Origin of the sequence: Spirosoma terrae (assembly GCF_010435915.1) — a bacterium.
Lineage (GTDB): Bacteria > Bacteroidota > Bacteroidia > Cytophagales > Spirosomataceae > Spirosoma > Spirosoma terrae.
Genome location: NZ_JAAFZH010000004.1, coordinates 550575 through 573714, shown reverse-complemented (window position 1 = coordinate 573714; position 23140 = coordinate 550575). Strand labels below are relative to the sequence as shown.

32 protein-coding genes and 1 tRNA gene are annotated in these 23140 nt (G+C 42.9%); 8 read left to right on the top strand and 25 right to left on the bottom strand.

Annotation, left to right across the window (positions count from 1 at the left end):
- Positions 1 to 358, bottom strand: a 358-nt coding sequence (locus GK108_RS31160; protein WP_212592788.1) for a hypothetical protein, incomplete at its 3' end; no start/stop codon positions are given.
- Between the two features lie 513 nt (positions 359 to 871).
- On the opposite strand from GK108_RS31160, the gene GK108_RS13060 reads away from it, so the two are divergent.
- A complete protein-coding gene (locus tag GK108_RS13060) occupies positions 872 to 1294 on the top strand; it encodes a hypothetical protein (protein ID WP_163948537.1) in 423 nt (140 codons plus the stop codon).
- 67 nt (positions 1295 to 1361) lie between these two features.
- Here GK108_RS13060 and GK108_RS13055 read toward each other — a convergent pair whose 3' ends face one another.
- The 4 genes from GK108_RS13055 to GK108_RS13040 form a co-directional block, all read right to left on the bottom strand.
- Entirely contained in the window at positions 1362 to 1979 is a 618-nt protein-coding gene (locus tag GK108_RS13055) for a hypothetical protein (protein ID WP_163948534.1), read from the bottom strand.
- A gap of 293 nt (positions 1980 to 2272) precedes the next feature.
- Complete coding sequence (locus GK108_RS13050; RefSeq protein ID WP_163948530.1) at positions 2273 to 3601, bottom strand: hypothetical protein; 1329 nt, start codon at positions 3599 to 3601, stop codon at positions 2273 to 2275.
- Positions 3602 to 3727: 126 nt separating this feature from the next.
- Positions 3728 to 3919, bottom strand: a complete 192-nt coding sequence (locus GK108_RS13045; RefSeq protein WP_163948527.1) for a hypothetical protein — start codon at positions 3917 to 3919, stop codon at positions 3728 to 3730.
- Between the two features lie 856 nt (positions 3920 to 4775).
- Complete coding sequence (locus tag GK108_RS13040) at positions 4776 to 5438, bottom strand: helix-turn-helix domain-containing protein (protein WP_163948524.1); 663 nt, start codon at positions 5436 to 5438, stop codon at positions 4776 to 4778.
- Between the two features lie 121 nt (positions 5439 to 5559).
- Here GK108_RS13040 and GK108_RS13035 point away from each other — a divergent pair, with 121 nt between their 5' ends.
- The 6 genes from GK108_RS13035 to GK108_RS13010 all read left to right on the top strand — a co-directional run bounded on the left by GK108_RS13035 (position 5560) and on the right by GK108_RS13010 (position 11242).
- The gene (locus GK108_RS13035) at positions 5560 to 5781 is read left to right on the top strand and encodes a hypothetical protein (RefSeq protein ID WP_163948522.1); all 222 of its coding nucleotides are present in this window, start codon (positions 5560 to 5562) and stop codon (positions 5779 to 5781) included.
- Between the two features lie 68 nt (positions 5782 to 5849).
- Positions 5850 to 7112 carry a site-specific integrase gene (locus tag GK108_RS13030; protein WP_163948519.1) on the top strand — a complete coding sequence of 421 codons (1263 nt, stop codon included), beginning with the start codon at positions 5850 to 5852 and terminating at the stop codon, positions 7110 to 7112.
- Between the two features lie 3 nt (positions 7113 to 7115).
- A complete protein-coding gene (locus GK108_RS13025; RefSeq protein WP_163948516.1) occupies positions 7116 to 7307 on the top strand; it encodes a hypothetical protein in 192 nt (63 codons plus the stop codon).
- A gap of 78 nt (positions 7308 to 7385) precedes the next feature.
- Positions 7386 to 8501 (top strand): AAA family ATPase, encoded by a 1116-nt coding sequence (locus tag GK108_RS13020; protein ID WP_163948512.1) that lies wholly within the window; start codon positions 7386 to 7388, stop codon positions 8499 to 8501.
- Positions 8502 to 8878: 377 nt separating this feature from the next.
- Positions 8879 to 9766 carry a toprim domain-containing protein gene (locus tag GK108_RS13015; RefSeq protein WP_163948509.1) on the top strand — a complete coding sequence of 296 codons (888 nt, stop codon included), beginning with the start codon at positions 8879 to 8881 and terminating at the stop codon, positions 9764 to 9766.
- A gap of 372 nt (positions 9767 to 10138) precedes the next feature.
- The gene (locus tag GK108_RS13010; RefSeq protein ID WP_163948505.1) at positions 10139 to 11242 is read left to right on the top strand and encodes an ATP-grasp domain-containing protein; all 1104 of its coding nucleotides are present in this window, start codon (positions 10139 to 10141) and stop codon (positions 11240 to 11242) included.
- Between the two features lie 49 nt (positions 11243 to 11291).
- On the opposite strand, the gene GK108_RS13005 is transcribed toward GK108_RS13010, so the two are convergent.
- From GK108_RS13005 to GK108_RS12990, 4 genes are all read right to left on the bottom strand, one after another.
- On the bottom strand, positions 11292 to 12281 hold the full coding sequence (locus GK108_RS13005; protein WP_163948503.1) for a restriction endonuclease: 990 nt from the start codon (positions 12279 to 12281) through the stop codon (positions 11292 to 11294).
- A 14-nt stretch (positions 12282 to 12295) separates the two neighbouring features.
- On the bottom strand, positions 12296 to 13216 hold the full coding sequence (locus tag GK108_RS13000) for a DNA adenine methylase (protein ID WP_163948500.1): 921 nt from the start codon (positions 13214 to 13216) through the stop codon (positions 12296 to 12298).
- Complete coding sequence (locus GK108_RS12995) at positions 13206 to 14081, bottom strand: type II restriction endonuclease (RefSeq protein ID WP_163948497.1); 876 nt, start codon at positions 14079 to 14081, stop codon at positions 13206 to 13208. The genes GK108_RS13000 and GK108_RS12995 overlap by 11 nt, the downstream gene beginning before the upstream one ends.
- Before the next feature lie 114 nt (positions 14082 to 14195).
- Positions 14196 to 14269 (bottom strand) — tRNA-Arg (locus tag GK108_RS12990).
- Between the two features lie 133 nt (positions 14270 to 14402).
- On the opposite strand from GK108_RS12990, the gene GK108_RS12985 reads away from it, so the two are divergent.
- Positions 14403 to 15737, top strand: coding sequence for a site-specific integrase (locus GK108_RS12985; RefSeq protein ID WP_163948494.1), 1335 nt, complete (start codon positions 14403 to 14405; stop codon positions 15735 to 15737).
- A 48-nt stretch (positions 15738 to 15785) separates the two neighbouring features.
- Here GK108_RS12985 and GK108_RS12980 read toward each other — a convergent pair whose 3' ends face one another.
- From GK108_RS12980 to GK108_RS12910, 16 genes are all read right to left on the bottom strand, one after another.
- On the bottom strand, positions 15786 to 16079 hold the full coding sequence (locus GK108_RS12980) for a hypothetical protein (protein WP_163948492.1): 294 nt from the start codon (positions 16077 to 16079) through the stop codon (positions 15786 to 15788).
- Positions 16080 to 16084: 5 nt separating this feature from the next.
- A complete protein-coding gene (locus GK108_RS12975) occupies positions 16085 to 16414 on the bottom strand; it encodes a hypothetical protein (protein ID WP_163948490.1) in 330 nt (109 codons plus the stop codon).
- 76 nt (positions 16415 to 16490) lie between these two features.
- Entirely contained in the window at positions 16491 to 16745 is a 255-nt protein-coding gene (locus GK108_RS12970; protein WP_163948488.1) for a hypothetical protein, read from the bottom strand.
- Positions 16746 to 16793: 48 nt separating this feature from the next.
- A complete protein-coding gene (locus GK108_RS31380) occupies positions 16794 to 16919 on the bottom strand; it encodes a hypothetical protein (RefSeq protein WP_262887408.1) in 126 nt (41 codons plus the stop codon).
- A 94-nt stretch (positions 16920 to 17013) separates the two neighbouring features.
- Positions 17014 to 17403, bottom strand: a complete 390-nt coding sequence (locus GK108_RS12965; RefSeq protein ID WP_163948486.1) for a hypothetical protein — start codon at positions 17401 to 17403, stop codon at positions 17014 to 17016.
- The gene (locus GK108_RS12960; protein WP_163948484.1) at positions 17393 to 17743 is read right to left on the bottom strand and encodes a hypothetical protein; all 351 of its coding nucleotides are present in this window, start codon (positions 17741 to 17743) and stop codon (positions 17393 to 17395) included. The genes GK108_RS12965 and GK108_RS12960 overlap by 11 nt, the downstream gene beginning before the upstream one ends.
- Positions 17740 to 18000: a hypothetical protein gene (locus GK108_RS12955; RefSeq protein ID WP_163948482.1), complete on the bottom strand. Its 261-nt coding sequence runs from the start codon at positions 17998 to 18000 to the stop codon at positions 17740 to 17742. Before GK108_RS12955 ends, GK108_RS12960 begins: the two co-directional genes overlap by 4 nt.
- Complete coding sequence (locus GK108_RS12950) at positions 17997 to 18290, bottom strand: hypothetical protein (RefSeq protein WP_163948480.1); 294 nt, start codon at positions 18288 to 18290, stop codon at positions 17997 to 17999. The genes GK108_RS12955 and GK108_RS12950 overlap by 4 nt, the downstream gene beginning before the upstream one ends.
- Positions 18291 to 18421: 131 nt before the next feature.
- The gene (locus tag GK108_RS12945) at positions 18422 to 18937 is read right to left on the bottom strand and encodes a hypothetical protein (RefSeq protein ID WP_163948478.1); all 516 of its coding nucleotides are present in this window, start codon (positions 18935 to 18937) and stop codon (positions 18422 to 18424) included.
- Positions 18858 to 19151 (bottom strand): hypothetical protein, encoded by a 294-nt coding sequence (locus tag GK108_RS12940; protein ID WP_163948476.1) that lies wholly within the window; start codon positions 19149 to 19151, stop codon positions 18858 to 18860. Before GK108_RS12940 ends, GK108_RS12945 begins: the two co-directional genes overlap by 80 nt.
- Positions 19152 to 19571: 420 nt before the next feature.
- Positions 19572 to 19994, bottom strand: a complete 423-nt coding sequence (locus GK108_RS12935; RefSeq protein WP_163948474.1) for a hypothetical protein — start codon at positions 19992 to 19994, stop codon at positions 19572 to 19574.
- Entirely contained in the window at positions 19963 to 20274 is a 312-nt protein-coding gene (locus GK108_RS12930) for a hypothetical protein (RefSeq protein ID WP_163948472.1), read from the bottom strand. The genes GK108_RS12935 and GK108_RS12930 overlap by 32 nt, the downstream gene beginning before the upstream one ends.
- Before the next feature lie 141 nt (positions 20275 to 20415).
- The gene (locus tag GK108_RS12925) at positions 20416 to 20859 is read right to left on the bottom strand and encodes a hypothetical protein (protein WP_163948467.1); all 444 of its coding nucleotides are present in this window, start codon (positions 20857 to 20859) and stop codon (positions 20416 to 20418) included.
- Entirely contained in the window at positions 20856 to 21191 is a 336-nt protein-coding gene (locus tag GK108_RS12920) for a hypothetical protein (protein ID WP_163948465.1), read from the bottom strand. Before GK108_RS12920 ends, GK108_RS12925 begins: the two co-directional genes overlap by 4 nt.
- Complete coding sequence (locus GK108_RS12915; RefSeq protein WP_163948461.1) at positions 21191 to 21706, bottom strand: HAD domain-containing protein; 516 nt, start codon at positions 21704 to 21706, stop codon at positions 21191 to 21193. The genes GK108_RS12920 and GK108_RS12915 overlap by 1 nt, the downstream gene beginning before the upstream one ends.
- A gap of 120 nt (positions 21707 to 21826) precedes the next feature.
- Positions 21827 to 22456: a hypothetical protein gene (locus tag GK108_RS12910; RefSeq protein ID WP_163948458.1), complete on the bottom strand. Its 630-nt coding sequence runs from the start codon at positions 22454 to 22456 to the stop codon at positions 21827 to 21829.
- Between the last annotated feature and the right edge of the window lie 684 nt (positions 22457 to 23140).

Genomic DNA, 23140 nt, shown 5'->3' with positions numbered 1-23140 from the left:
GCCCTCTATCAACTCCCCAAACGTTACTCAAACCAGCAGAAAAAATAAAATTGCTTACTCGTAGCCCATATAAGAGACCAGCATCAGAAATTTTTAAGCCTGGTGTGGTTTGGCTTAAAAATTCACCGCTGACCGTATATCGTCCGGTAAGTACAAAATTTCTGTTACGTGGTTGAAAACTGAATCCATTATTTAAACTTAGGAATCTTGTTTTTCCTAAGCCAGATGTAAGCCAGAAACGATGCTCTCCACTTAACGCCTGGTTTGTAAACTGAGCGAATGATGGCCTGGGAATACCATTGAAAAATACAATCAATAACACTAATCGAACGCTACTACGTGAGGCTCTTGTACTCATAAATACTGATTTGAAAAGCACTGAATGAAAAGGAAAGAACAATATGAATGTGTTAATAAGGCTATGGATACGTATCTGGTTGATACCAAGTGTCATCAACATATTTAACTTAAGCTAGAGGATACGGGTCGGTATAGTGGTCCGTGAATAAATCTGTAAAAGCAAATCTTTAATAACGTTTAAACGACGTCAAAGATGATAGCTGACCTCGTCTTCACTTTTATAAACTTGTTCACGCACAAATTCTCCGTAGTGGGCTGTAAAGATGCATATATGTATACTAAATAAAAAATAAGATTTATATAATTAATAGCATCTAACTACTTAGTTGAAGTATTCGAGTTTCATTTAATTTTTTATACAATTGAGGTGCTATTTAAGGTGTGTAGTTGTGCCTTGCATAGCGCCACTGGGAAGTCAGGCCGGTTGGACATTTTCCTTAGTGTAGGAAATTATAAATTATTGTCGTATTAGAAGCGGTTCATATATTTGATGCTACAACTTTCGAACGGAATGAAATTGAAAACTTTATTTTGCTATGGCTTACTTTCACTCGTTGGTTTTAGCTGTGATTCGCTCGATGTTCTGGGGATAAACCAATACCAGAGCATTGGTACGTTTGATACGAAACTGGAAGCACAACGGGTAGCCTTAGAGCTTTTGCTCAAGCAATACGACAAACTGCCAGCCAATGACTTTCGTAAACTCGGTTATACCTTTCGGGATGTTGATCCAACAATGGGCAACCGGCATGCCATGTGGTATAGTCGTAAAGAGCAACGGTTAGGTATCGAAGTAGATCTGCATAGTGGTATGACGTGCACCTGGTATGAGGTGGATAAAACAACGCTGGAGCATATTGTCAAGGCAAATCTAAACCTTGCGGGCGTGGATTCGCTGACCAAATCAACATACAATAATTCACATTGTCTCTAAAATAAAATGCCACCAGAAATGAGCAGATTCTGGTGGCATTTTGTAGGTTAAGGCATTTATCTAAAGACTATTGCTTTATCAATTCAATCCGTTCGACTCCTCTGTTTAAACCTCGCCAGATCATCTTGGGTTGACCAATGGTCGTTTCCAGCGAATAATTATCACCTACCAACCCAATATTTTTCAGATACGTATCTTCCGGTTCTGGTATCCGCATACCATCCGGGAAACGAAAATCAAATAAGAAAAACGTTTGTGGCCCTTTTTTGCTGACAAGCCATTCTGCATTCGCCAGCATATCGAATTGGATTGGATAACTCTTTCCGGCGTACTGAATGGTTCCATCATATTCACCACGGCGCGTGTCAATAGGGGAGGTGCGGGGTTTGGCTGCCGGAACAATGGTCAAGGTGGCTAAATTTTGGATGGTCGTATCTTTTGAAATTTTAGCTTGCTCGTGGAAATAGGTATTCTTTTGATAGTTAATAGAAACCTGGCGCAAGGTCCATGTACCCACAATTTGCGGGGCCAACTCCTTCATCAACTGGCGGCTCGACTCATCATAATTAATCCTGGATGGAATCACAACACCATCGGGTGTTGCTGGAGCCGTTGAGGGGTCGGGTGAACATTGCCAGCTAACCAGACAGATCAAAGTCAAGGTGATAAGTAGGTTGTTTTTCATAACAGGGTCGAAAGTTGAAGGATTGACAATTAAATATGACTGAAGGGTTCTGAAAAAAAAACTATCGATTCAGATTTAATATTGGCTTAACAAACCCAACCATGGTCAATCAAGCGTGTCAGGTTAGTTCATTCTAATTCGACACACTTGATTGGACAGAGCCCGTAATAACGTACGGTTCTGGCTCATGGATATCGTGTATAATAAAGTTTGACCTAACCTACGAATCTTAAGCAATGTATAAGCTAAGATTCGTAGGTTAGGCAAACGGTAAACAACAACTATAAACGCAATCACATATCGGGCCCTCTTGTTAGACTAAAGAAGCCTTCAATACCTGGTCCGATTTCTTCCCCTTTCAACGTCGTTAGACCGGATGGTTTAACTGTAAAACGGCCCTTAACTAACTGACTCGGATTTCCTAACTGATCAATAATCAATTCACCACCGCTGTTCACTACATTTCCCTTTGTGTCATGGTAAGCACTGGAATACAGTAGATAGGGCGATGGATCAATGAGTGAAATGCCGTTGTTATTTTCCACATTCCAGGAATAATTGCCTTTGTCACCTTGCCACGTCAATACTATTCCTACTCCCGTGGTGGAGCTGGTGCCTTGAATTTTAAATAACCCATTAACCTTTCGTACCGTCACATTTTGAATGGCCTGCCAGCTTCCCTCCCCGATTCGATAAATAACCGCGTTACCTGGTACCAGGTTGACTGTAGCAACGAATAGTATTTTGCCCTTCGATGAGCTATTAAAAGCAACGGAAACCCCAACCTGATACGGATGTGAAATACGTAGAGGAGCTTTGTAGATGCCTTCTGATGAATTCGGCGCTGAGTCAATATGGCCTAGTTCGTTCCCCCGATCCGTACTGTTTAATTCCCAACTATCCGCTTTCACGTATTTGGGGTCAAGCGGCTGGCCTTCATAAATCACTTTCACCGTAGCTGGCACTAATGGAGTTAGTGCATCATCGTCCAGTTCATAGCCAAAATCGTCGTAGGAATTAATTCGGACGTATTGGACTAGCCGAAACCGCTGTTCTTCGTTTTCAGACAACGTCGTTTCGAAAGGCAACAATCGTACAGCTGTGGCAATACTCCAATCGCTGAAATGAGTCGTAGCAACCGTAACGGTTCGCGCTCGCTCATTGATTGCCCGGCTCTGGGCAAATCGCCAGATACCTTGTTCATCCTGATAGGCTGCACTTAAGGCATTGATGGAGGGAATCGAATCCAGTAACGAAGCGTAGGATAACTGGATCGTGATCGGCTTCTTGAATTCAATGGTGTGCGGAAGAAGGCGTACACTTTTTCCCAGTCCTGCCGGGTCGGTATTTTGGACTGGCTGCATCGTGATGGTGGTTGACTTACTAACCGCGCCAGCGGGGATTTTCACTTTAATCTGTTTATCAGGGGAGACAAACTCACCGCCTGCCGGAGTGATAGTAAAACTAGTTTGATTCCCTATTGGCTGTCCTTTTGGAAAGGGTATTGGTTCAACGGGCGGGGTAGTTGGACTTTCTGGTGCTATATTTCCATCCGTTGGTTTGCAAGCTGTAACTAGCCATAGGCTAACCCAGGCTATCCATACTAAATATCTCAATTTCATGTGTTCGTAGTATTATGTTCGAGGCAAAACTACAGCCATGATTTGGGCTTTACCTACGCAGAACGGATATGTCAGTACGCAGAACGGATTATTGTTTATAGCTGTGTAAATCGTACTTTACGGCACTTACGTAACATCCTGGAACTCGCCATAGACCCCGCCGACACCAGGATTATCGACCGGAGCGGGCTGGAGCAACTCGTTCCCAGGTTTACCAGCTCCAGGACTTTCGAGTGATTGGTAAAAATGCCAAGCTCTGAAAACCACCTCTTTCTGGAAACGGCACCAGTATTTATGTTGGCCATCCAGCGCTTTCATTAAACGCTATGGAAATGAACATAGAGTGTAGTTGACCTATCTATCCGTATTTTTTATGGAGCCCGTAATCATGCTCACGTTGGAGACCATCTATGGCTGCGAGATGCGGTTTAAGATTGGATTAATGATAATATTGATTTTATAAAAAAACAAACGCCAATTGATACGTGTCAATTGGCGTTTAAACTATAAATCAGGCTTTAAAGATGCCCGGCGTAAATGGATAGAGCTAATTCGCCAAAGGAGTGGTAGTGGTCATCATTTAGGTTTTATACCTATTCCAACCCATTTGAATGGAATTAAGAAACAAGCTTCTAACGGAGCACCAATCACTGAATAGTTATTTTTTCGTAGCGATCACCCTTCAACAAAGCGCCTGGTTCAGCTGGTCCAAGATATTGCCCTCTATCAACTCCCCAAACTTTATTCAAACCAGCAGAAAAATAAAATTGCTTACTCGTAACACTAATCGAAGGCCAATCCGTGAAGCTCTCTTATGTATGAATACCGATCTGCAAAGTACCGAACAACTTCTCAAGGGATCGCCTACAGAAGTTACACGTTTGCAGTAATTTGAGTGCTAGAGGGATAGGGGGGTAAAATGCAAAAAGCCCGCTTATTTGCGGGCTTTTAAGGCTTATTAGAATTATCCAGTGCACTCGTAGGGTCTGGCTTGTGACACTTCTTATGCGCTGATAATCAATATGTTTTCCTTACGTCTGGCTCTATGTGACTGCAAAATTAGTTATGAATTTCTCATGTCAAGTATAAAAAATGCTACTAGTGAGTAATTAAGCCGTTTTGCTGTGACTAAATAGTCAATAATGTGAGCGAGTTTGTTAGATGATTAGTCAACCTAGTCGTTCACATTAAAGTACTCCATGTATAGCTCCTCTAACTCATCATCTTCAAGTAAGCCTTCATGAATGACTGTTTCCATAACATCATGGAAAATTGAGCTTTTCATTAATTTAAAGAAAGTCTCTTTTAATTCTTCATCAGTTAGTCTAATAGAATATAAGTACGGACTCTCATAAGGCATTAAGGTTTTACCGCTATTGTACTCTTGGGCTGTTATAAGGGAGGTTTCCTTATTGCCTTTATACTTTATAACAGCTATGCCTACATTGTTTTGTAAGGCTGTGAGTTCAATCCTATCTCTAATACGTACAGCTATCGTCTTAGATACATCTTTAATTTCTTTCTCTAATACCTTGATAATCTTATTTTTATCTTTAATTCTCTCTTCGAGTTCATCTATTCTTGCATTAAGACTATCAGTGTCCTTAAAAGAAGTATCACCATTGATTGGTTTTTGGCTTTCACCCCAGGTAAGTAGCTCAATTACAGTGACTCCCAGTGCTTTTGATATGCTTTCGATATTGTCATAAGTTAACTTATTCCCTCTGTTTTCAAATCTGGGGTAGTTGGTTGCTTCAATACCTAGCTCTTTAGCCATCATTGTAGGAGTGATGCCCTTCGCTTTGCGTATTGCTTTTATCTTATCGGCAATGTTCATAATCAATATTTGATAGTACAATATTCACTATTGAATTAAATATAATCACTATCGTACTTGCATAATAAATTATTGATTATAGATATTTGCATAATCGCTTTTTGATTAACGTAATCAATATATGACTATGCAACATGGTTCTAATCCTCCCATTGCCCAAGCTGTAAAGCTCTATGAAGCCAAATTAGGCTTTAAAATTAAGACGGATAAGGAGTTCTACACTAAAATAGCAATCAACCCTAAGCGGTTTGGATTGCTAATAAAAGGCCGTTTAGTGCCTACCATTGATGAGCTAAAAAGGGTAGCTACAATCTTCAATATTCCAATTACTGAACTGCTATAAAGCAGAAAGCCCTACCACATCGAGGTTGTAGGGCTTTACTAATTCTAAATATTTCAAAACGTAAAAGTATGACTTTCAAGCAGCAGTATGCAAAAGCGGAGCGCCGTTTAAAAAGAGCTACATCCGTAAAGTTCGCCGTTTGTACCGTTAATTTCTTTGTCCGAAAGGAGAGTGGAACCATAGGGTTTAGAGTACGGTGTAATGGAAAAACAAGCTCATTCAAATCACTTGGTATTCGGGCCGATCCTTCGGAATTTGACCCGAAAACTCTCCACATAGTTAATGATTCCTATAACACTGCTCGTATCGTTGATCTAAAAGCAACGATTCTTAAAGTATTTAAGGAGAGAGAGTTAACGGGTAGGAGCATTGACCCTACAACGATTCGTGATATTGCTCTAGGGCTACGTGGGCATGACGATCATACGCCTACAATCATTGAAGCTTTGATCAGATGGACAGAGCAAAAAAGCAAGCTTTTGGGAAATGGCATTACGCTGAGCACACTCAAGCAATATCGGCGCTACACTCGTATTATCAGTGACTTTACTACCCTATACTATGGCAAAGATGCTACTCTTGAAGTGCTTAAGCCTGCGGTGCATTATGAGCTGTTAGGTTATGTGAAAGGGGAGCGTAAGAGCAGCCACAATTACGCTATAAAAGTCATTCAATTTCTGAAATCGGTATTGGATTATGCAGTAGCCTATGAATGGTGTGATCGTAACGTATTGCAAGCGGCTCGGCTAAACAAGCAACGCAAAGAGGTAAAGACATTGACGATTGAAGACCTGGAGACGATTCAGAAAACTCAATTCGTAGAATCGACTCTTAATGAAGTACGGGATGTATTTCTTTTTTGCTGCTATACAGGCTTGGCTTATGCAGACGTGGCCAGCTTGACCAAAGATTACTTAGTAACGGTCGATGATGTACAATGCATTTTAAAAGACCGTAGCAAGTCAGGCCAACAATCGTTTGTGCCGCTATTTCCTGAATCAAAAGCTATTCTTGACAAGTACCGCTACCATCCTATATGCCGTTTAAAAGGCGTTTTGCTGCCAGTGCTGAGCAATCAGAAGATGAACAAATGGCTTAAAGTGATTGGTAACGTAGCCGGTATAAGGGAGACACTACACACTCACCTGGCTAGGAAGACCTTTACCATGTTTGCCGAAGAACGTGGCTTTAAGTTGGATCAAACGGCCATAATGATGGGCCATAGTCGTACCTACATGACAGAACAGCATTATTACAAAGGGCGTAGGGAAACGGTAATCAGAGAGTTTAAGCGGATTCAGAAGCAGGACGAAAACAAACTAGCCAGTTAACTCATGCCCACTATTGACCCACTAACGGGCCTGGACGATTTGCCTAATGAGATTGAGCGACTTAAAGCACGTATTCAACGCCAAACCATCCTGCTTGGTCTACAACTGATCGAGATCGACGAGCTGCGGGATCAACTCCGGGCCGTCAAGCGACAAAACCACAAACTACGCGCTTTACTCACCCCGACCAATTAACACAAAGAAGCCCCGCCATAATTGGCGGGGCTTACTCTATATCATGTTTAATTCTCTCAAAAAGCTAACGCAAAGATAATGATTACCACCGATTTAGCTATCCATAAACGCCCTGATACGCCACCTAAAATACCGAGTGTACCGATAGCGCCATCGATCACCCCCGAACAGCCAAAACTATTAACATTTTCTGACCTTCGTAAGCACCGAATATCCCACCACACCAAGCACCCGGCACCTATGCCGGTTATTCGTATTTCTGGGGCAAACTATGGCTTACAAGGCATGATTTCAGCTCTTACCGGCCCACCTAAATCGGGCAAAACGACCGTGATTGGTTTCATGTTAGCCACGACCCTAACCAGCTTTTCAAGTCCCGAACAAACATTGAGTATCAAATCCGCTTTGGCGGATAATCGCGACGTAGTCTACCTGGATTTTGAGCAACATATCAGCAGTACCCAGGATTTGCATGACCGCGTATTGCGCTACGCTGGCCTAAGCGATTGTCCCGATAATCTACATATCCTGAGTCTACTGGAACTAACAATGGAGCAACGCTTACAAGCGGTACGAGCCACATTTGATGCCCTGGACTTGCATTTACTGATCATTGACGGCCTGGCAGACCTCTTGCCGGGTGTCAATGATGAAGAAAAGTCGAACGCCCTGATTGAAGAGCTATCGCTACTAGCCTCCCGGCATAAGACCTGTTTAATCGTGGTGATCCATGAAAATAAGGGAGGGGGTTCGGTGCGTGGTCATTTGGGGAGTCAGATCGAGCGAAAGTGCGCCGGACTAATTGCCGTTCGTAAAGATCGAGAAACCAAAACGCACAGCATTGAAAGCCGCCTGATTCGGATTGGTGACGACTTCGAGAATGTCTACTTCCGCTACTCCGAGGAGCAGAAGCAAATGATCCTGCTTGATGCCCTGGCCACGGATGAATACAATCAGCGAGTAGCCCAAAAGAAAGCCGGTAAGGACAATGATCCCGAATTCCTAAGTGGCTTACTGGCCCTCTGTTTTAAAGGGGTGGCCTCCTTGACGAAAGCGCAACTCATGGCGGCCATTTGCAAACACGATCAAAGTGCCGGTTCGGACAAAACGGCTTTACGTCGTATAAAAGGAGCCATTACCCTAAACCTGTTGGTCAATGACGGAGATATGTATGCCCGCCAGTCGCCCGCTTGATGATAGAATTTTTTTAAGACAGCTATCAGGCCGGACAAACGCCCCTGTATATAGACAGACAGACAATTATATATATAAGGCTTTTTGTCCTGTCTGTCCACTGATTGGACAACATGGACAACTTGTATTTGTCTAAGAAAATGAGCTAAAAAGCGCCAAAATGCTTGTATTAAATTTATAATATTTGGTTTTAAGGTTAAATGAGACACCTAGACAGAATAAAGTTTGGACAGACAGGACAAAACGCCCTATATAGGGAAATACGCCGATTTTGTCTGTCCACTACTTTGGCCAAATATTGTTCTGTTGGCTGTCTTCGTCCGTCTGGCAAGGCTAGCCGAATAATATTCTGAAAAGCCCACGAAGAAAAAAGTCATATGATTGCCCCCCAGACCATACAACTAGCCAAGCAGGTAGCCATTGCCGACTACCTGGCTTATCGAGGATTTCAGCCCATTACCCAACGAGGCCAGCGATTAATTTATCAATCACCTTTCCGTCAAGAAAACACGCCCTCCTTTTCGGTCAATACGACCATCAACCGCTATAAAGATTTTGGCTCTAGTGAAGCGGGTGATGATGTAATTCGGCTGGTCGAGCGATTAGAGGGCTGTAGCTTTGCTCAGGCCGTCGAACGGCTGAGCCAATTCGCCGGACTAGCCAACAAACCTCACTTTTCTTTTAGTGGGCCTTTAAAACAGGAAAGCACCAGCACCGAAATCCGGTCGGTCAAGCTCCTAGCCAACCCGCATTTAATCCGCTACGTGGAAAGCCGCCAAATCAGCTTTCCAATCGCTCGCCGGTACTGTCAGGAGGTCTACTTTCAACAGGGCGGCAAAAACCTGTTTGCGTTGGGTTTTGCCAACGACAAAGGCGGTTATGCGCTACGGAATGGCGTAGGGGCCAAACGTAATCTAGGACCAGCCGGATACACGACAATACCAGCCAGCCAAGCGGCTACCGCCGTCAATGTCTTTGAAGGATTATTTGATTTCTTGTCAGCCCTGGAATACTACCGGTGTGAAGCGCCTAGACTGCCTACCCTGGTGCTTAACTCCACGACCAATTTGGAAAGTGCGTTGCCCATTTTGCGGCAATACGATCAAATTAGCGCGTTTTTGGACAATGATCGGGCGGGAAAAGAAGCTTTAGAGCAACTCGGTAAATTGGGAAATAAGATCATCGACCGCTCACGGCTCTACGCTAACCATAAAGATTTCAACGCTTACTGGTTGGAAATTTCCACTTTCCACACAGCTCACTAAGCCCCACTTTCCCAAATTGATGCGTTTCCCCTCCATTCGAGCGCCGTAATGTAACGCGGTTGATTATCAAGCAATTACCTTTTCACAAAAAGTTGCACCCTCATTTATGGTCAATGTCTTGTTTTTGAGGTAGTTATCGCAAAACACCCCCCGTTTTAGGGGCTTTTTTTCTTTATCGACCCCGCCCTTTAGCGGTTTTGGAAATTTCCAGAAATCCATTTCCGAATATATGAATTTCCATTTTCAAGTGTTGGCTCGCCCACTTTCCAATCGGCTCGACAAACGGCGTGTGCAGTTTTGTCCTTTCGCTGAGCGGTTGATCGAGCCATCTTTGGCTTTCCAATTTTCACCTTTTAAACACAACAAAAACAAATGAAACTCTTAGTACTAAGTACGAGTACCCCGTCTAAACATTTGATCAAGGCCATTACCGACGCGGGCCATAGTTATGAGGTTCATGACCCCCGCAATCTGTATTTGTTCATCTCCGAGCAGGTCAACGGCTATGACCGCATCTTTAATGGCTCGCCCGATCTGGAAAGCCCTGTGCGCCTGTTTGCGGCCTCATTCGACGCGATCATAAGCCGGATCGGCGCTGACCTGCCGCTCTGCGTGTCGATTTTACGGCACCTCAACGAGAACCTAAAGGTGTACAGCCCCCAAACGGCCATCGGCCTACTAGTGGCTCATGATAAGCTATGGACGAGCCAGGTACTCAGTGCCAGTAGCATCCGCACACCCTTAACGGTGTTTGCGGTACGGTCTAACCACGTGGCTTTTGCCATTGACAAGGCCGGGGGTTTGCCTGTAGTAGCGAAGCAGCTCACGGGTTCACAAGGAACTGGCGTATCGATCCTGGAAACACCCTTAGCGGCTAATACGACGTTAGAGAGTTTTTACAAGGCCAATATTCCCGTTAAGCTCCAACGCTTTGTGAAAGCCCATAATAGTAGTAATGGAAATCCGACCGATATACGCGCTATCGTGGTAGGCGGTCAAGTGGTATCAGCGATGGAACGAACGGCCAGCCAAGGCGATTTTAGGGCCAATTTATCAAAGGGTGGGAATGGTCGCGCTATTGAACTAAGTGAAACCGAGATCGAGATGTGTGTGAATGCAGCCAAAGCCGTAGGTTTAGAATTTGCCGGGGTAGATTTGATTCGGGAGAAGATGGGCCAGACCTACGTGACCGAGGTAAACGGCAATCCAGGAACAGGCATTATCGAGATTACCAAGAAGAATCACTTTGTGGACTTACTGGCCTTTATCGAAAGAAAATCGAAGAAGAACGAAGCTATTCCCGTTCCGGTGCCTTTGCCCGACACAGATCAAGACGAGACAGAAGAAGGCAATGAAGAAGAAGCATCATTGGTTAATTACCGGAAACTCCTAGCGAAGCAAGAAAAGACGGATTTGACTTATAATGAAAGTGGAATGCTCGCCTTTTTTAGAAAGAAGTTTGGTAGTATAATTTAAACAATTTAAAGTAAAAGCTATAGCCACTTTGGAAAAGTGGCTATAGCTTTTACTTTAATGGGGAGAATGTCCACATATTTTTCGCCCAATTCTCAATTGAACTCTTTTCTGCAAAAGTTATATTATAATCTCTTATATCACAAACTTTCTTCCCTCCTTTACTAATAAAACCAGTTGTCGCTATAAGGCCATTTTTTGCACCTTCAAAAAGCACATCTGTGTAAAATGCCTTAACTGTCTCAATTGATATTTTATTCTCGTCTTTGTATCTTTTACATTGTATTAATAAACTAGGCTTTGTTTTGTCTTCTAAGTCAAAAACTCTTATATCTACCCCGCCATCATTAGTGCCTGGTCCAAGGACTACTTCATATCCTTCTTTTTTAAAATATTGTGCACAAAAACGTTCGAAGTTTCTCCAATGTATATTTTCAATGTCTTTCCCATTAACAGCCAGGTAATCTAAAAATTTTTGATCTAAGAAGTCATCGTCTCGGACTGGCTTAACTTCCATGTTGAATAAATTTGACAAAGAAGTTATACCATCCCAACTAATTGAGCTAGGAACAATTATGCTTTCGTCGATTCTTTCAAAAGTGATTTCAATGCAAGCATCAACTATCTCTTCTGGAGTATTCTTATCTATTATATCTTTATATAAGAATTGTTTTACTTCTTTTAAATCTAAATTGAGGTCTTTTTCAAGAGTACTGTAAAGGACTGATTGAAGGCCTGATATTTCAATTAATCGTTCTTGACTGTTGACATACTGTCCTAATAATTGATATGATTTAAATGTTCTTGGTTTATTTGGTAAGTTTCCTATTCTTATTCTTATATATTTTATTTTTCCTTCAAAATCTTCTGCTCTTATTCTAAGGCCAGTGTTAATATCGTCTATATCAAGAAAATCGTCTGTAAAATTTTCTTTTAATAGCTGATTTATTTGATATTGATTCAATAGTAGACCTGATTTAATGCCGACAAGTTCTGATGTTACATCATAAAAATATTTAATTGAAGTCCTTATTGCTCCCATAGTTTATTAAGACATTATAAAGGAATCTGCAACTGAGCTGAGTTTTTCTTAGAAGATGAATGATTATGGGTACTTATTTTTTGAATGTCGAAATTGCACACAAGAGCTTCTACAACAGTTTTTCTATTTTCTATACTAGCACCAGAATGATAAAAATGATCTTTAGTCACTATGTTGAACTCAGACCAAAACTTTTTAACCATATCATTCTCTCTCCAATCATTGTGATGCCAAGTCGATAGTATAAACTTTGCCTTAGTTTCTTTCAATAATGTAAACAATAATTCTTCGTCTTTTTCATCCCAACCATTGTAATAGTCTACATACCTTCCGTAGTAAGGAGGATCGCAATAAATTATGTCACCTTCTTTAGCTAGCGGTATTATTTCCTCAAAACCTTTATTCATAAATATCCAATCGTCACAAATTACTTTACTTATATTTGATACTTGATTGGTGATTTTTGTAACATAAGCTTGAGCAAAACGATTTGGCTTTTTACAAAAAGGAATATTCCACTTGCCTTTTTTGCTAAAACGCATCATACCATTAAATCCTGTTCGAGAAAGGAATAATAAATCTAATGGGTTAAAAGATTCATTAAAGCGATCACGGACAAATCTAAAATATTCATAGCCTTCGTCCCCTGATTTAGAAAGTTTAGTGCCCTCTTCTTCCAGGAATTTTTTTACTATCTGAGGTGTAATATCCCCTGACTGAACTAATCGATAAAATTGAATAATATGAGGGTTAATATCATTCAAAATAGCTTCCTTAAATCCTGAATTAAACCCAACTACACCTGTGCCGAAAAAGGGTTCGATCCATTTTCCTTTAGGATTTGCAATTTTGACAATATCCATTATCCAAGGGACTAGCTTAGTTTTGATACCTTGGCTTTTTATTGGAGGTACAATTATTTTATTAATCTTCATCTTCAATTATTTTATCGATTTCGCCCGAAGCTTCCTCTTCTTCATTTAGTTGCTTTATTTCTTCTTCGTGTTTAGATAAAACATCAATCCCACGTTTCTTATAAGCAAGGTAAGTTTTAAGATTTATATATGGCCTTGGAATGTCTAACGCTTTAGCCATATCATTGGTTAAATAATACATCCAATAGTCATTATATATGTCTTCACCTAATTCAGAAAACACACCTTGGCCATTAATAAGCGCCGATATATTATTGGTTGACCCAATATTTTTTGTATTGCCACTTCCAGGGCTAGCTGAAGCTATTTTATACTTAGGTTGAACGAAAAAGTAGAAATCCCTGATTACCGATTCTATCTTGTCTAGTTCGTTTATACTATAAACTGTTTTTTCATTAAGGTTAACTTTATTTTGAGAGTAAATTACACCTAAAACAAAGTGGCCAGAATAAGAACCATATGGATATAAAGTATTTTTTGTACTTTCTCTATTTCGAAAATATCCAGTGAAAGCCCCTAACGTCATACTTTTAATTCGATTATCTGAATCTTTGAAAGTACTTTTTATATCTATCGCAAATTTCTCTCCTGAATCTTTTGAGATTAAAGTTATATCTGGATAGAAATTTTGTTGTGGGGGTAATTCGAGTAATAAGTTATTTTTTTGTGCGAAGTTTTCAAACGCAGGAATTAACAAAAGCTCTAAAACTTTTGATACGACTTTAGTATCAACAGATATAGTGTATATTTTTTGGTGTATATCTATAAAGCCTTTAACGATCCAATCTCCCTTTTCAGTTGCTACGATATTATTGTATTCTTTGACTTCTTTTTGAAGGGCTACTAAAATCTGTTCTTTGTTCATGGTTATGGGTGGTTATTCTGAGTTGGTAGGTATGTGATCATAAGTCACATTTTAGTTTTTGCCGAAAAAAAAACCCTCAAAATGAGATATTTTGAGGGTTTTTTTTCTTTCTAGTGCACTCGTAGGGATTCGAACCCCAAACCTCCTGATCCGTAGTCAGGTGCTCTATCCAATTGAGCTACGAATGCTTTCGCGTTGGCCCTGTAAATCAATAGCTTATAGCCGGTTTATGTACCCTGGCGTTCGGTTTCTACCGATTACCGGGTAGCTGGTATAAACCATTTATAAACCAAAAGTAGTAAAAACCAGTCAAGCTACGCTATGGTAGGGTCAGTAAAAGTTGTTTTGTTCCGTTCCAAGACACTCAAGAACGGGGAACATCCGGTTATGCTCCGGGTCACCAAAGGCAAAAAACAGTCGTATGCCGGCCTGGGATTTTCGTGTGCCGACAGCCAGTGGGATGATAAAACCAGCCGTCCCAAGAAGTCCCATCCGTTGTATGGTCAGTTGCTCAAGATGTGCGACGAGAAGGAGACCAATGCCCGGAAGGAAATGCTCAATGCCGTCGAGGAGACCAAAACCTTCTCGATGGAAGAGGTCCTGCAGGCGGGGATTAACAAGCCGAAATCCGAGAAGGGGGTCATTGAGTTTTTCGACGAGACGATTGATCGGTTAAAACAAGCCGGTCGGGTAGGGTATGCCGCTACGTTTAAGGACACAAGGAATCACCTGGTGTCGATGATGGGTAAGAAGGAATTTGAGTTTGTCGAACTGGGTCCGAGCTTTCTCTTAAAGTGGGAGAGTGCCATGCAGGGTAAGGGTTTAAAGAAGACCAGTATTTCATTGTACTTTCGAACTCTGCGTGTTCTGGTGGGCTATGCCCGGACGGAGGGTGTCGTGAAAAAGTCCTATAATCCGTTCGAGGAATTCCCTCTGACAAAATATAGGAAAATTGAGACACCCAAGAAATCAATCACCCAGGAGGATGTTTTGAAAATTGCCCGGATCGAACTACCGGCTATGTCGGACCGGTTTCATGCCCAGCAGTTTTTCCTGTTCAGTTACTACTGCCGGGGAATCAACCTGGTGGACGTAGCCAACCTGACAACCGAGAATATGCATTACCTAGAGAGCGGGGAAGTGAGGCTCCGGTATACCCGGAAGAAAACCGGCCACTACTTCGACATCAAGATGCTGGAACCAGCCATTAAGATCTGGGAGTTTTATCAGGGTCGTCGACCTCCCCGAAATAAATACGTGTGGCCCATTCTCCATTCCCAGGTTCATGTACTACCGCAGCAGATTAATTGGAGGATTGAACGGATTTGCCGGCAGTGGAATCAAGGACTCAGACTGGTGGCCAAGGAAGCCGAAATAGGGGAGTATCTGACTCTGTACGTTGCCCGGCATAGTTTTGCCATGGCTATGAAAAACTCGGGGGCCTCTACTACGGTTATTTCAGAATTACTGGGCCATGAATCAGAAGAGACGACCCGGATATACCTACGGCAGTTCCCACAACAAACTCTCGACAACGCTTCCCAGGCCCTGATCATCCCAGGGACCAACCTGAGAAGGATCGAGCCCGAGGAGGAGGTTACATTACGTCAGACGGAAACACTCCGAAAAAGTAACGAGGTCCGGAAAGCCGGCTAAATAACAAATCCCCGGCTGGATTAACCAGTCGGGGATTTTTCATGTGAGTTATTCCAGTGTATCAACCAATTCGAGTTCCTTAACCTTAATCGGTTGACCGGCTAACGTAGCGAACCGGTTGATGTTCCAACTCGGCTCCATCATTGCCTCAATACCCATGACCCCTTGTGGGACCGGTGGATTCACGAGCTCCTCTAACCAGAGGCCTACCTGGCCATTGCTGTGCCGTTTGTGTTTCCGAATTGTGTAGAGCTTGTCCTGTTCAGGGGTAACTACTCCATGTTCACGGTACATTCGAACCTGTTCTGGTTCAAACTTCCCATTGATACAGATTACATCCATTGATATTAGTTATTGTGAGTTATATACCCTGTTTCCAATACCCGAATTAGTTCCAGAATTAATGATGGATCAATCTCTGACCAAACATAAAATTCTGGATCCGTTGTACTGGAACATACTCCCATTCCGTTTTCCGTAATTAGAAGATCAACAGGTTTCTCCCCACCGGGATTAGGTAACGTCACTTCCATTTGACGTTCTTCTGGTTTAATCCCTAATGTGTCCAAAACTTTGTTTGTAACCAGACGAGCAGATTCGTGTAATTCTTCTAAATCACCGGTGCCTGCTTCAAATTGAGGATATAATCGATCGTATATAGGGGAAGACTTGAGCATAAATGTTTACAAGTTAATCATTGGGCCAAACTTCCATATGTCGAAGTTAGTTCGCCTTTACAAAAACATTCAAACATTATATAGTTGGTTTAGGTGGGTATTCAGTTACCACACACCAGGAAACCTGTTTGGCCATCTGCCCCTTATTGGTTTCCTCATAGACTTTGATTCGAACCACATCTTCTCCAATATCTAAAATCCGGGTAAAAGGCTGCTCTGGATTTAAGGGATTAGGAGATTGTGGTGGTAATTGATCATCATCCAAGTGGGCCAGGTGGTATCCAGGGAAGTCAATTGATAGTCGGTGTTCAATACTCTGATAATTTGGCATGGTCTATCTATTTGATATAAACAGATTTAAGACACAGCATCCTTAATTTTACTGTAGAAGCGGCAGCTTAAGATTCAGTTCCGGATTGTTACTCCCCAGATAAATACCGTCTTTAGTCCAGCGGGTGCTTACCCAGGATCGATTGGGATCAAGTGGCTTTTTGAGTCTGTACATGCCTACATAGTCCCCATTTCTCCAGGTTTCTTGGCTTTTGATCTGAACTTCGTGCCCACTCCTGGTTTGCTGGTACATACTTATACTTATCATACTAAATATACCGGGGAAGTTTCGCTGGATAGGGGATGGAAACACAACCTTCGGAATCAGCTGTAAATACAACCGGATCGAACTGTCCCGTTTGGATCATATAAGCCAGCAAGTCCAGCTTATGAGTAATGACAACCCGGGTTTTGTTGAAGTAAAACCCATGAGCCAGCTTGATCCGATCATGTTTACCCCACCGGCCCAGGGCTTTCATGCACTCCACTGATCCGGTTTTGTCGATATTGGGATGGGCTGAGAATCCCAAACCTACCGACCCATTTTGAATCTGAACGATACCGTTTTCCTCGACAATCTTACACCAGTCCCCGTCAATCTTCAGAACATAGGGCCTGTCAGTTTTTTCGATTTTGAACTTTACTGGGTTAGAACTCATAATCCGGGGTGATCATATAGGTAAATGTGGGTGTGATGACACAGACCTTTTGTTGTTTGAATCGTTCCATTAACAGATGGGCCAGCGTTAGTGCCCGGTGGAGTATCATATTCTCGTCGGTTGGGAACCGAGGATACTGAATGAATTCCACAATGGCTCCTGGTTCCTGCCCATCCACATAAACATACTGGGTAGGTGTTACCGATACACAACTGGGGGTTTCTTTGACAAATTCCTGGCAGATTTGGTACACTTCTTCCAGATCATGGATCCTGTACTGATCGTATCCCTCCTGCAATCCTACATGGATGGTAGCCCGAAATGTTCTTTCGATTTTCATTTGTCATGTACAGATTTAGCAACCAGGTCTACGTAGGCCTCCGGGTTAGTCACCATGCCCTTTTGGGCTTCCTTCAGCAGGACTGAATCAGGGAATTTGTCCATGGATGCCAGATAACTCCTGGCAACAATAGGACCGAAGCCATCCCCCTGAGCACAAACGTGGAGGTTGTAGATAAACTTATTAGCCCAGGCTACCACTGTTTCGGGGAAGTCTGGATGTGACTGAATAACTTTCTGTCCGGGGAATATTTTCATTTTATTGTGAAGGAGTTGTCCGAATGGGGCCGAATCGATACGGGTTCACGCCCTTTTGTTTTGATAGCTTTTATGGATCCATCCTCCATGAGGGTGAACTGGAAATTTCCCAGCTCTATACCATCCACTGGAACCCGGGATGGATCAGATTCCACTGGAACTTCGCGTATTTTCTTACCCATTGTCCCCAATTTGGATTCTTCCTCCATTCCCTGGAAGTCGAGCATTATTTTGAGCAAGTCGGTCCATGTCCAGGATGCCATTACCAAACGGAGAATGAACTGGGTCATCAGTATCAGTTAGGTAGGAGCTGTCCACCCCAAACATACCCCCGGCCTGTTCTTTATAGATTGTTATTTCGACCGGTAGATTTGAATCAGGGTCCATTACTGTTACCTCTTGGATGAATTGTGCTTTCATTTCATTTGGATTCGTACAGCCGGATAAGATTGTATTGTATCTTGATCAGTAAGGCCTGTTGTTTGGTTTTGTTATACAGATCCTGGACCAATGTTTCCAGTGTATCCCGCTCAAGTACAGGTAATCGGTCCATTAACTGGTCCATTACCAGTCGAAATAGTAGTTCGGCCTCTTCGCTCGCCCGTTCAGCAGCTCTTCGGGTAATAATTGAGCCCTTTAAATTGATAGTAGCCTGCCTCTTTTTCTCATTTTGGAATAGTTTTGGATCCCAGCTAACATCCTTGTCGGAATAGATCAGTAGTGGCTCGTGCTCGTTGTAATCAACCCCGAGTTCCCTGGCTGTGTCAGGCGCCATACCCAGAGGGGTAGTTGGCCAGTTTAGGGGAGCTGGTGTGTGGTAATCACCTCGGCCAGGCAAAAACAACGTATCCGATTGTTTACCCCACTGAATTTTGGTTTGGGCAAATGTGGGCAGACTGAACAGAATCAGCAGGAGTGGTAATAGGAACAGTTTCATGGGATGGGGGTAATTTGGTTAGACAGTAACCGGACTCTTCCAGGGCCTGCAGAATCATGTAGGCACAGTAGGTCAGGTTTTCATTCCCGGATTTCATCCAGGTTGACATGGCCCATTCCATAGGGGCCAAGGCTTTGTTGACCTCTTCCACAAAGGTCATTTCCTGCTGGCTGGTGGGCATGGTATTCCAGCCCGGAATTGGATGAATGTTCATTGATTTTGTTTTACTCGTTCCATCCGATCAGTCAGTATTCCTACGCATGATGGACAGCAATCCTTCAGTGAGGACCGGTGTAGTGCGGTTGTCCAGGTAATAGCCCGGTGGAATCGAGCAACAAGATTAAAAAGGGGTGATTTATCCATCTTACATAAGAAGGCCCCATCCCGTTTAATATGGGTTACAATCACGACTTTATGAGGATTGATTGATCAAATCCAGGGATATATTTTTTGAAAAACTCCCGGGCAATGATGTCCAGGTTTCGATTCCTCCAATTTGACCCCATTAGATGGCTAAAGTAATCGGCAGTAGGAAACGGTAGGGCCTTATCCTGGATTAGTATCCAGTTCAGGGTTACCGTTATTACGTGCTCGTGAAGTAACTCGAAATCTGCCGGTGTTAGTTTATACATAATTAATAACCAGCAGACTGGAGATCTGAAATGAGTGTCCGAAGATCGGTCTTAAATTGCTCTGGATCCTCCCAATATTGGACCAATTCGCGGTCGAATTTTACCCCAATTTTTCGGGATAATCCCATTTTAGCGAACATTTCCTCTAGGTTTCCATCTCGGGCATCATCCAAAGTATCTTCATATACATGCAGCTCATTGTAAAACTGTTCCCTAAACCGAACATGTTCCTGAACAGTTAAACCAGTTTTTTCTAGGGCGGCCATTCCACCTAGACAGGCAAAGCAATGATTCGAATCATCTGGAGTGTAAAACCAGGTACCCATACGAGGGGTGACACAACTACCCGGTTGTTCGGCCTTAATTAAGGCATCAAGGGCAAATTGTATCCGTTCAGATGGTTTCTCGTTTGTTGTTTCCCACATAGTCATAAAGCCATTTGTTGTATTGTTCGGGCATAGTATTTACCTGATGTAAATACCGATCCTTTTCCGGGAAGGTGCACTGCCAGTTTGAAACGCGGGCTGAGTTCCACAGGATATAACCCAGCATGTGGCCACCCAGATAACGTTTCTGGTCTATCCGTTTCATGTTTTCTGGATCCTCTATACCCTGATTCAAACAGTATAGGGCATACCGAGGATTGATTTGATTCTCCTGACAATGAATCAGAAATTCCTCCAGTGTATCAAGCAGCTTTAACATCGCATAAAGTGGTTCGATCCCAGTACAAATTGGTCATCACTTCAAATACCCGGACTCCTGACGGTGCCTCATATACGTCGTAGGGCCGGCCACAGAATCGAGTGGATGTTAATGTATAGAGGTAGATAAATCCTTTCGACTCTAACCACCGTTTCCAGTACGTTCGCCCGAGGTCGACCCGGCAGATGTCGGCGTTGGGACTACGGAGATCGGATTTTGGATTGACTTGAGGAATCGTCTGTATCGCTCGATTTTGGACGACTTTTTCGACTTCAACCGGTTGATCCGGTCTAATGATTGTTGATAGGTCTTGTAGGGAGTGTATTCGCCTATCGATACGTGGCCTCTTATTCCGTTCCATGCCTGTTGAAATGAATGATTTCCTGGTAGATCCACGAGGTTAGTGGATACTAATTGAAGAGCCGTAACCCAGCGGGCATTGTTCTGCTTGACAGCAGGGCCAATCGTAAGGAGTTCAGCTTTCTGGCGGTCTAGTTCGTCTATCTCGACCAGTAACCTAGAAATCCGATTCCAGTAGAGCCAGCTCCGTACAGTTGGTGAATAATGGTTTATTGGAGATTTCATATTAGTTCGTCAAACCAGGCAACAAGGGCCTCTTTGAGAGGTTTGTAGGCCTTGATATGACCGTATGCCTCATCTATTTCCGATTCCTCCCCGGTGGATATGTCCTCCAGTACATCGTTTGTATTTAGGTCCGGGCATTCGTTGAAGAATTGAGTTAAACAGGCTTCAACCTGATCCACTTTAGGACCAGTCAAAATCTGTTTGCCTGATTCATCCCGAACAACTTCCCGGAAATGATCCTCAACAACCGAGTTCATCCCATTATCGGCCAGGATCCTATTCAGAAGGTCCTGAGTGAGAACTGGAAAGTTCAACTTTACTTGATTTTCCATTAAATCAACCGGTTTAGTATTCGACCTATTTTGTATACATGGTTGTGATTGAGACCCGAATAGGGGTCCACATGAATAAACCGATGGGACTGCCAGATCAGGAAATCTGAATCATCATCCAGGATAACGTAGTCCACTGGTTTGGTTCCGTATTCGGTGTTTTGCTTGAGCCAATCCAACACTTCAACACCTCGCACTCGGTGCCGGCTGAGGGGTGTACGGTCAATTACCCGTTCGGGGTAACTGAATCCTGAGGATGTCAGAATTTCTAAACATCTATCCGCCCCATGAGCCCGCCAAACCGAACTAATCACAATAGATAAGTGTGTGAACTGTTCACATAAGTCGTTGAGACTCTGAATAGCCCTGGGACAGAACTCTGGTTTTACCGGCTTTGGTTGATCAATTGGCCAATTTGCTAGTTTCTCGTACCACTCATTATGGAACAATTCGTGATTCAAGACGCCGTCGAAATCTAAAAATAAATAGGCCTTATTTGGTTCAGTTGTTTCCATGACTATAGCCGTTTCAATATGGATAGTTTACAAAAAACCCGTACCAGATCATGGCCAGTACGGGTTTCCTCCTTAAGTTCCTCTAAATAACCCTCTTGGGCGTAACATGCCCGTGAGATTTTAGGCGGCCAGTACGGCCTTCATTGGCAGGTTCGGCATTTCTACCACCATGGTTTTGACCAGCTGCCAATCCAGATTTTCTATCACAAACCGGTCCTTTAGGGCCGCTGGGAATGATTTAGTCTTCCCGTTATTAACATTTCGGAATAGTACTGTGTCCACTACTGACAAGCTGGAATTATCCGCCAGATAATCCTCCAGGTCGATATTGGGGACCTCAACGTATTCATTGGTCACCGAATTGCCCACCCAGGTCTTTGGCTCAACTTCTTCCATAACCACCTTGATCTTATCCAGTACGTTGATCAACGTATCCTCCTTGGCTTTAGCCTGAACCCGTTGGCGGGCTGACTCTTCCCGGAGTAGGGTGAGTGTGGCAATCTGGTTGTCGATCTCATTGATCCGGGAATCCAGTACGGTAACCTTTTCAGCCTGTTCTTCCCGCAGCCCAGCCACGAAGTTGAAGGCTTCACCGGCTGAATCCCGAGTTGTCCAGTTTGGACAGTAGGTTAACCGGGTTAAATCAATACGGCGGTTGTGAACCCAAACCGTGGTGGCCGAGATCCACCGAACTTTGATATACTTCTTAACTGTCTGAGAAGCCTTTGCGATAATGTTTGAAAAAGACATTGGATTTAATGGGTTGAACGTCTCGGTGGTGTTCATTTGACTTTAGATTATAGCGGTTTGGTTTTGAACACCCGAAACAAGTTAAAAATTTGATTAAAAACAATAAACAAACCGGAAAATCATAAAAATTACCTTAAAACTGGATAATCCAGTTTAAAAGTCGATAAAGACAGGTTATTTGATAGTTGTCCAATCGGTTTGGTATTCATCTTCTCCGGTGCTTAGGACCACGATAACTCCATTGATCGTACACATAAGGCAGAAATGGTTTTATGGGTTTGCTGTCCGTTTACAGGTAGGATAGCGGTGACCTCAATGATTACCCATCGTCTAAAAACCGGCTTACTACCACAAACACGGTAGGGATTTGGAAATAAGCCCGTTTAATCAGTTTAGGGGGATTTTTTGTATTACCAGTAGCCTATATCCACTAAAAAACCGTTACTTTACTGTCGAGACGGGAAAAGGGGGCCGGGTCTACAGGTTTTTTCAGGGTCTTATCAGGTATATAATTGTTACATACCCGGTCCTCCCCTTACTTAAAGGCTGGTTTTATTCGGATTCGCCGGTATAGAAAAACCAGCCAGTAGCCACCTACCAGGATGACTGAACAGGAAGAAATCAGGTGAAACTGGTTAAGTGGCCAAAAGACCTTAAAACAGCTCAAAATGGACAAGCCGTAAT

Bases quoted from the DNA above. Each gene is read 5' to 3' on its own strand.
- GK108_RS12965 (WP_163948486.1), bottom strand. From the start codon at position 17,403: ATGAGTTCTAACCCAGTAAAGTTCAAAATCGAAAAAACTGACAGGCCC.
- GK108_RS12975 (WP_163948490.1), bottom strand. From the start codon at position 16,414: ATGCTCAAGTCTTCCCCTATATACGATCGATTATATCCTCAATTTGAA.
- GK108_RS13040 (WP_163948524.1), bottom strand. From the start codon at position 5,438: ATGAACATTGCCGATAAGATAAAAGCAATACGCAAAGCGAAGGGCATC.
- GK108_RS12960 (WP_163948484.1), bottom strand. From the start codon at position 17,743: ATGAAAATCGAAAGAACATTTCGGGCTACCATCCATGTAGGATTGCAG.
- GK108_RS13010 (WP_163948505.1), top strand. From the start codon at position 10,139: ATGAAACTCTTAGTACTAAGTACGAGTACCCCGTCTAAACATTTGATC.
- GK108_RS12940 (WP_163948476.1), bottom strand. From the start codon at position 19,151: ATGAACATTCATCCAATTCCGGGCTGGAATACCATGCCCACCAGCCAG.
- GK108_RS12935 (WP_163948474.1), bottom strand. From the start codon at position 19,994: ATGTGGGAAACAACAAACGAGAAACCATCTGAACGGATACAATTTGCC.
- GK108_RS12925 (WP_163948467.1), bottom strand. From the start codon at position 20,859: ATGAAATCTCCAATAAACCATTATTCACCAACTGTACGGAGCTGGCTC.
- GK108_RS12980 (WP_163948492.1), bottom strand. From the start codon at position 16,079: ATGGATGTAATCTGTATCAATGGGAAGTTTGAACCAGAACAGGTTCGA.
- GK108_RS13030 (WP_163948519.1), top strand. From the start codon at position 5,850: ATGACTTTCAAGCAGCAGTATGCAAAAGCGGAGCGCCGTTTAAAAAGA.
- GK108_RS12915 (WP_163948461.1), bottom strand. From the start codon at position 21,706: ATGGAAACAACTGAACCAAATAAGGCCTATTTATTTTTAGATTTCGAC.
- GK108_RS12945 (WP_163948478.1), bottom strand. From the start codon at position 18,937: ATGAAACTGTTCCTATTACCACTCCTGCTGATTCTGTTCAGTCTGCCC.
- GK108_RS13025 (WP_163948516.1), top strand. From the start codon at position 7,116: ATGCCCACTATTGACCCACTAACGGGCCTGGACGATTTGCCTAATGAG.
- GK108_RS13045 (WP_163948527.1), bottom strand. From the start codon at position 3,919: ATGAAAGCGCTGGATGGCCAACATAAATACTGGTGCCGTTTCCAGAAA.
- GK108_RS13000 (WP_163948500.1), bottom strand. From the start codon at position 13,216: ATGAAGATTAATAAAATAATTGTACCTCCAATAAAAAGCCAAGGTATC.
- GK108_RS13055 (WP_163948534.1), bottom strand. From the start codon at position 1,979: ATGAAAAACAACCTACTTATCACCTTGACTTTGATCTGTCTGGTTAGC.
- GK108_RS13060 (WP_163948537.1), top strand. From the start codon at position 872: ATGAAATTGAAAACTTTATTTTGCTATGGCTTACTTTCACTCGTTGGT.
- GK108_RS12970 (WP_163948488.1), bottom strand. From the start codon at position 16,745: ATGCCAAATTATCAGAGTATTGAACACCGACTATCAATTGACTTCCCT.
- GK108_RS12995 (WP_163948497.1), bottom strand. From the start codon at position 14,081: ATGAACAAAGAACAGATTTTAGTAGCCCTTCAAAAAGAAGTCAAAGAA.
- GK108_RS13005 (WP_163948503.1), bottom strand. From the start codon at position 12,281: ATGGGAGCAATAAGGACTTCAATTAAATATTTTTATGATGTAACATCA.
- GK108_RS12950 (WP_163948480.1), bottom strand. From the start codon at position 18,290: ATGACCCAGTTCATTCTCCGTTTGGTAATGGCATCCTGGACATGGACC.
- GK108_RS13050 (WP_163948530.1), bottom strand. From the start codon at position 3,601: ATGAAATTGAGATATTTAGTATGGATAGCCTGGGTTAGCCTATGGCTA.
- GK108_RS13015 (WP_163948509.1), top strand. From the start codon at position 8,879: ATGATTGCCCCCCAGACCATACAACTAGCCAAGCAGGTAGCCATTGCC.
- GK108_RS12920 (WP_163948465.1), bottom strand. From the start codon at position 21,191: ATGGAAAATCAAGTAAAGTTGAACTTTCCAGTTCTCACTCAGGACCTT.
- GK108_RS13035 (WP_163948522.1), top strand. From the start codon at position 5,560: ATGACTATGCAACATGGTTCTAATCCTCCCATTGCCCAAGCTGTAAAG.
- GK108_RS12930 (WP_163948472.1), bottom strand. From the start codon at position 20,274: ATGTTAAAGCTGCTTGATACACTGGAGGAATTTCTGATTCATTGTCAG.
- GK108_RS12910 (WP_163948458.1), bottom strand. From the start codon at position 22,456: ATGTCTTTTTCAAACATTATCGCAAAGGCTTCTCAGACAGTTAAGAAG.
- GK108_RS31380 (WP_262887408.1), bottom strand. From the start codon at position 16,919: ATGTACAGACTCAAAAAGCCACTTGATCCCAATCGATCCTGGGTAAGC.
- GK108_RS12955 (WP_163948482.1), bottom strand. From the start codon at position 18,000: ATGAAAATATTCCCCGGACAGAAAGTTATTCAGTCACATCCAGACTTC.
- GK108_RS13020 (WP_163948512.1), top strand. From the start codon at position 7,386: ATGATTACCACCGATTTAGCTATCCATAAACGCCCTGATACGCCACCT.
- GK108_RS12985 (WP_163948494.1), top strand. From the start codon at position 14,403: ATGGTAGGGTCAGTAAAAGTTGTTTTGTTCCGTTCCAAGACACTCAAG.